The sequence below is a fragment of the Phosphitispora fastidiosa genome, from assembly GCF_019008365.1.
Taxonomy (GTDB): domain Bacteria; phylum Bacillota; class Thermincolia; order Thermincolales; family UBA2595; genus Phosphitispora; species Phosphitispora fastidiosa.
In genome coordinates this window covers 1-280 of record NZ_JAHHUL010000109.1, presented here as the reverse complement: position 1 = coordinate 280, position 280 = coordinate 1, and the positions used below count along the sequence as shown (strand labels likewise).

At 58.6% G+C, this 280-nt stretch carries 1 protein-coding gene; it reads right to left on the bottom strand.

Features of this window, described 5'->3' with window-relative positions; translation table 11 throughout:
* On the bottom strand, positions 1-280 hold a 280-nt coding region (locus Ga0451573_RS19150; RefSeq protein ID WP_231685783.1), incomplete at both ends, for a VOC family protein.

Genomic DNA, 280 nt, shown 5'->3' with positions numbered 1-280 from the left:
TTTCAGCCATCCGCACTGCTCCGCTTTGGGGTTGGCGGAAAGCTTTCCCCAAAAGTAATCAATCTCCTCTTGCGTGTCGCACGGGATCATCAAGGAGATTGCCTCATTAAACTGGAAATTATGCATTCGGGCGGAATCCATGGTGCCGAAGTCCTGCCCCAGCAGCGTGAAGGAGGCGAACTTGACGGTGCCTTCCTTGTCGGGCTCTTCGCCGTGCATGTAACGCGCCCAGACTTGCGGGCCAGCGCTGGGTGCGGCGGCGCCGGGAGCGTGCTGAAAA